Source organism: Pseudundibacterium arcticum (genome assembly GCF_042646465.1).
GTDB classification, from domain to species: domain Bacteria; phylum Pseudomonadota; class Gammaproteobacteria; order Burkholderiales; family Burkholderiaceae_D; genus Undibacterium_A; species Undibacterium_A arcticum.
Genome location: NZ_JBHRTP010000108.1, coordinates 1 through 6384, shown reverse-complemented (window position 1 = coordinate 6384; position 6384 = coordinate 1). Strand labels below are relative to the sequence as shown.

Annotated in this window: 3 protein-coding genes and 1 pseudogene; 1 reads left to right on the top strand and 3 read right to left on the bottom strand. The window is 51.2% G+C overall.

The window, feature by feature from the left end:
* Nucleotides 1-205: 205 nt before the first annotated feature.
* The 3 genes and pseudogenes from ACFOFO_RS25550 to ACFOFO_RS25540 form a co-directional block, all read right to left on the bottom strand.
* A pseudogene (locus ACFOFO_RS25550) lies at nucleotides 206-529 on the bottom strand (TrlF family AAA-like ATPase); the annotation flags it as partial.
* 181 nt (nucleotides 530-710) lie between these two features.
* Nucleotides 711-4115, bottom strand: coding sequence for a hypothetical protein (locus ACFOFO_RS25545; protein ID WP_390333414.1), 3405 nt, complete (start codon nucleotides 4113-4115; stop codon nucleotides 711-713).
* A gap of 208 nt (nucleotides 4116-4323) precedes the next feature.
* Nucleotides 4324-5550 (bottom strand): hypothetical protein, encoded by a 1227-nt coding sequence (locus ACFOFO_RS25540; protein WP_390333412.1) that lies wholly within the window; start codon nucleotides 5548-5550, stop codon nucleotides 4324-4326.
* A gap of 541 nt (nucleotides 5551-6091) precedes the next feature.
* Between ACFOFO_RS25540 and ACFOFO_RS25535 the strand changes: the two genes are divergently transcribed.
* Nucleotides 6092-6384: hypothetical protein (locus ACFOFO_RS25535; RefSeq protein WP_390333409.1), on the top strand; the 293-nt coding region annotated here is incomplete at its 3' end.

Sequence of the window (6384 nt, the reverse complement as noted above, 5' to 3'; positions counted from 1 at the left end):
CCCAGGTTGGCGCAGATGCTCAATATACTACCGGTAGTGGGTTTGGGAGACAACCGGATAAGCACGCTATAAACGAAGAATGGATAGGAAAGACGCTAAGCCGTCATGGATGGCTTCCTGGTAACAGGTTTATGCCCACACTCTGACGCTACGACACGCAAAAATCCAGGGAGTATGCGCATACAATCGGCGCGCTAAATCTCGGTCAATGGTATTTGATGCGTCGATTGTTGAAGGCCGGTTTTGTACCCTCCAGCACGTTTACGACGTGGCCATTGAGTGCCGGATTCTCAATTGATCCAGCTAGATACGATATTTTGGACGCGCTCTTCCGATCAAACGTCGACCAAATGACCTGCTCCGCGTCACATACAACGGCCAGATTTGGATTGTGAGTGACCATGATAATTTGCCGCTTCTTCTTGGCCTCGGTCAAGACAGGAACCAAGGGGCTCACAACGGTCTCATTGTCGAGATTCTCTTCGGGCTGGTCCAAGATGATCGGGTTTCGTCCCTTGTCCACGAGAAGGGGGGCCAGAAAAGCAGCCGGGGCGGCGGTTGATAGGGCGGTTCATGCTGCGCAGGAAAGAGAGGGAGTCCGCGCTTTGCTGCATTCTTTCAGCCTAGATTAGGGTCAGTCAACGCGATTATATTTTAGAAAATTGGCTCAATGTCGTGCAATCGCCGACACCCATGCCGCTAAACTGCGTTTAGCTTTTCTTTGAAGTGGCATACCGAAGAAAAAGTGCCGGATGCTGGACGCAATCCACCTGAAACTGCCACTTTAGGGCTAGATTTATCAACTCTGGATGCCCATCAACTGAAATTGGCTCAATTTCAATCGGCTTGCGGTTAGGCTGACGGCCAAATCGAATCCTGTGGAATGACTCGCGGACAAGCAAAAGAGAGGCTCCGGCATTCAATGGAGCACTATATACTTCGATGTCATTAAGTCGGCCCAAATATCCGTCAATTCCCGGTCTGTCCGGTTTCGAGACGATAAGGTCGAGTGGCGTAAAGTGCGAGTCTTCTTGCAGTCCGTTAGACCAGTGCCATATCCAGTCCGGAATCGTAGGATTTTCAACCAGGAGCACAGGTTGCAAGCCAGACGAAATTACATTGTGCGAAAACTGTTCAAGATAGGTCCAATAGGACTCTGGACTGTTCGCCTCTACCGACTCAGGCGAAAGTTTCGAAATAAACTCAGACATTATGAAGGCCGCAACATGGTCACGGACGACGGCCGAATACCATTCTCGCTCATTTACTACTCTCGTTGCGAGCGGTGGCTCGGTAAACTGGCCCTTCTCCAGACCCTTTATTTGGAGACACTTCTCTTCGAGGGGCTCGTCAACGAGCAGTACATCATCAAATAACGGGACTGGGAAGCGACCTCTTTCTTTTGAAAATCCCTCAGCTGACGCCCATTCAGCGATTTTTTGCAGCCGGCCAGCATCGACCTGCGATTCGGTCACTGCTTTGTTTTGCGCTTCCTGTATAGCACTAATTATTTGCTGTAGTATGTTCTTCGCCTCCATTACCGCATCCTGGAATCCGATGTCCCGCCCAAGCAGTGCACGAACGCATTCAAAAGACTCCTGAAATTCGGCAAATGCCGCAGAATCCAATCGTGTACACCAATCGGACAAGAGATGCTGGAATTCCCTGAGTTTTGCGTTCTCGCTGTTCGCCCATGACTGAAGAATTGCGCTAAGGTCGCCTTGAAGCCCCGAGTGTCGGCCGGTGTGCACTAGCAATGTAAAGAGTTGGCCGTCGCGAACGGAGTCCAAGTCGTCGGCCCCCCAGTGAGAGTACATTCGGCCGGCCACTCGCTCGGATTCTGCGAGCCCCTGTATTTTTTCGACCAGACCGTCCAGCTTCTTCCGGTACCCCCCTAAAAACTGTCCGTCGGCATGGTACTGGCGAAGTAAAGAGAGCAAAAAATCATCTGAGCTGCCAAATAACTGGTCGCCATCTGTTTGATGACCGCCTTGCTTTAAACCGTTGCCAGCTAAAATCGCGCTCTGAAGCTTCGATGCAATCGAGTCAGCACACGCACATTTTTTACTCCAGATTGTAAGAATATAGATACTCACCGCACAAACGTCGGTCCAGTAGTGTTGGAGACAAACCGCGAATACTGCTTTTGGTTTCAGGTCGCTCGGAGTACCAAAACTGTGTAGTTCAATGAGGCTCCTTACTTCTGACCAGTCTTTCTTTAGAAGCTCGGTAGTCAAGAGGTACGGCTTGCGCAGGAAGTACGTTTGGTTGTCTCGCAGCCGGAATTCAAGCTGTCCATTCCATTTGATGAGTACATCACACATCCACTCGGCGCTTCCTATGTTTCCCGACCACGCTGCGCTAAGCAGCAGCGTAACCGTATGTTCTAAATGAGCTTCGAAGTACTGAACTGCTACGCCGTATTCTTGCCAAGTCATGTCTTCATTATCAGACGGGATAATGAGATAATTTTTAAGCGTCTCCCATGCGCTTATGAATTCACGCACAGCCGCGTCATGTCTGCCGGCTTCAGGGCGAGCCAGGGTAACTGGATTGCAGATGCCATGCGTTGCGAAGCCTTGCTCTTCTGCGGTATTGACCCACCAAGTATCAATTCGGCGAAGCGCCAAGGAAAGCAAAAGGATGAAATGCTTACGGTGCGGCAAAAGAGATGGATGGCGAAGATTCCCAAACACGCGGTTGGGAATATGAACTAGTGCTCGAATCGCCGCTGTATCAGAGGAAATCTTCACGGATGCCGCGGCAATTAAATCTAAAAATCGCCTGCTCCAAACCTGATAAACGGGAGCTTCAAAATGATGGTAGCGGTCTGGCACCAACGTTAGGTTTGTTTTGCCGCCTTCGAGTGCATCAACTTCACTTACCTCAACGAGCAGAACGAATAATTCTGCGAGATGCCTTATCGATTCCACAAACGAGTCCGGGTCGTCTTCTCGCATCACGGACAACGCGTCAGACTGCAGTTCAAGCAAAATATTGTTTATCAATATCGATGGCTGCTCTCGTCCTGGCGGCCGGAAGACGAAGGACCAGCGAACCATAGCGCGTTCAATTGGAGTCAGCCTTGTGTCGCCGTCGATTGAGCACAATACGACCCTCTCACTGTAAGTGTTAAAGGGCTGCAGCGGGAAGCACAGAACATGTTCATGCTTTAATCCGCTGAGGAGTGTGCGCGCGGTATCCGCTTCGGCTTGGTGTGGCGCACGCTTTTTCCAACGTTGCGTAGCTGCGCGGAGTAGGCGAAAACGGACATCCACCAGCGCACCGGCATTGTTCAGATTTATTGCGACCTCATCCGTTCCAAGCTTAAATCTCGGGAATCCCAAAAAAATACTAGGGCTGCTGCCTTTCTCATCGCCATATGTCGGGCCGGGAAGTAGCTTCGCTTCAACAGCATTTCGAAAAAAATTGTTTGCCAGGTGCGCACGCGCTTCCTTGGGCCAACAAATATTTACTGCGTACCTCTTAAGGATTTCAAATTTTTCATTTGGTCGAATAAATTTAAATGTTCGCGCGAGGAAGAAGGCGGTTAGTCCGATGTTGACCGCGAACCATATGCCATCTATAGCTGTTATCCCGAGGATAGTCTCCACCGCACTATACGGAACGAAGAACAGATTGATGCCCATTTCGGCGACTAACAATAGCGAACTCAGTCCGGCAAAAAGCGCTAGGGAATCATGCAGATATATGTGCAGCAGAGTTTTCGTATTGTTTTCACGTTGCAACCGTAGCGCTACGAATGCAAGCACTATAGGATATATGAGGCCGACCGTAGTTACTTGTGCGGACCAGAGTGCCGAAAAATATGCTAACGCCTCCTGTGGTTTCAAATCGGCCGGATAGTGAAAAATTGTCAATTGAACTGGCAATTGAACGTAATTAAAAAAGAGGAACACTAAGACGGATGCTAATGTCACGAAGATGAACATCAAGCCGGCTGATGTTAGTGGTTGCGCCCCTAAATCGAGGAGGGTGCGTTGCCATCTTGGATATTCAAGCTCGAGTCGGCGGCGATTGGTATATCGCCACTCGCGCTCCTCAACGGAAAGACGATAATCGAGTGAATCAAAAAGACAGCCAAAAATCTTCATAATTTCCTATAGTTTGTCGATAGCTGAAAATTGACTCTGTATTTTCACATTCAATTCATCCATCGACGACTTGGCGCCCGCACAGTTGCTGCGTTCTTTTACCTTAGAGCAGGGTCAATCAACGATGATAGTATCTGCCGAAGTTGGCGCAATATAGTGCAATCGCCAACAGGTCCCTGTGCGCTTTCAAGGTCAAGACGCTCGTGTATCAGTCCTTGAACGAACACTGAAGCTGACAGTCGCATCCGATGTGGAAGGGAGGGAGCTTGGTAGGAAGCCGGTCGTACTTCTTGCACACCGACGCCGCACAGGCCGGAAGCGGCTCTTTCCAGTTCTGGATTTCCCATGCGTCATAGATGCCTGAGTCCCGCTTGCGCTCGTCGATGGCGTCGAGCGTATTGACTGCCGTGAAATAGGTCTGCTGGACGACAGTCGCCAACGCGGTGGCATACGCGAACGATTCTGCTAAGACGTCGGTGTTGATGCCTTGCGGAGGAATGACTTGAAACATCTCTCGGAACGAGATTCGCTCGGACAGACGAGCTTGAAGGTCCGGGAGTTCAAGAGCAACTTCCACCGCCTTCGCTTTTCTACCCAGCGGCTTTTGGATGGTGCCCGCCAGAATATCGTTGAGGTCCTTCAACCGCAAACCATCAAGCATGATTTGTGCTGGAATGTCCTTGCCGCGCCGGGCAAGTCCTTTTTCCACTAACTGCTCCCAGAACTTGCGTCCGTAATCGTCGGCCTTCACGGTTGCCACCGGACTGCTTCGGCTCAGCTGAGTAAGGTAGAACGAGTACAGCGCAGCATCGCCGCCAAACTGGCGCAGCAGTTCGTCGTCCTCGGCGAACTCGGCCGGCTCGCCAGCAAGCAGACGTCCAAGGTCTGCACGGCCCACGAATATGCCTAGCGACTCGAGCGCATTTGCTTGGAACTCGGTCCGCAGGTCCTCACGGTCTTTTTCAGAGGCCGAGCTCCATTCGAACGAGTTTGAAATATGGCAACTCACTTCAACATCGAAACGGCGTCGGTGTTGCGCGACGAAGGCATCCACCTCGTCGAATCGGAGGTTGTGTTGCGCAATGATGAGTGCAATATCTGGTATTTTTTGGGACCAGTATTCCGCGCCCCCTAGGAGAGCCTTCAGCCGAGCGGCCAGCTGCTTGTCGGCTCCTTGTACGGTTAAGGGCAGCGGCGATTTTGGATTCAAGACCCAAGCATTGTCGCCGGCGCTCTTGAGGTCTCCCACATCCCGTGGAGCCCCTGAATCGCTTCGACTCCTCCTGCTGGCTGACGTCGTAAAGGTAACCTTCACTTCCGGCACAACGACGGCGGAGGTAGTGCGCGGCTTAACTGGCGCAGAGGCCCTAGCGTTTTTGCGTTTTACCCAGTACCAGACGACAGCTACGAGAACGATGATGACAAGCCACTCCATGCTCACCTCCAATGTTGTTGGTTGAGGAGCACCGAAAATCGGATGGCCCACATCCAGACCGATGCGAACAACAGGTAGGCCGAGATACCTAACGCTGCGCCTGTGAACCCGTCGATGCGGCTAAAGATATTTGCGATTACGAGAGCGGTGGCCAACAGCAGCCCGCCCGCCAGTCGAAAACAAGCTTGCCCCATCTCTGAACCCAGATTCAATCGTCGAAATCCAATTCGAAATAGAGACAATGCAATCGCCATAAATTCCCGCATTCGTCATTCGAGCTGATGGCCCGATTCAATTCGGAGTGGACAACCAATCGACATTACAGTTAGCACCAAACATTAACCCTACTCGGGAGTAGTTGATACTCAGCTATTGATGGCAATATGATAATAGGATATCGCGGATGAAGTACAGGCGATAATGCAGCTTATTTGTTGCAGCTGTTGTCGCTGACGCTATTTTGACGCAGGCTGCCGGAATTCGTTGACCGACCCGCATGCTTAGCAAACGGTTGGACTCTGTGGGATTTCAGAAGTTGGATATGGGGCAGTCAAAATCAGCAACTTGGGTCAAAATAGCATCAGAGATCGAGCAGGATCCGGGTGCATGCGGTATTGCCCTGACTCAGTGGAGGACTGGCAGCGAGGACGTACGCTCCGACGTCGCAGCTGATATGCAGCGAAAGTTGAAGCGGCGTGGAATTGAGGCGTCCGAAGATACGATATTAAAGGCATTACAAAGCCTGTTCGAGCCTGCATTTTTGTTCGGAGCTGCCGGATTGCGTATTCCACACCAAACTGGACACCGATTTCACGGCAAACTGGACACCCATTC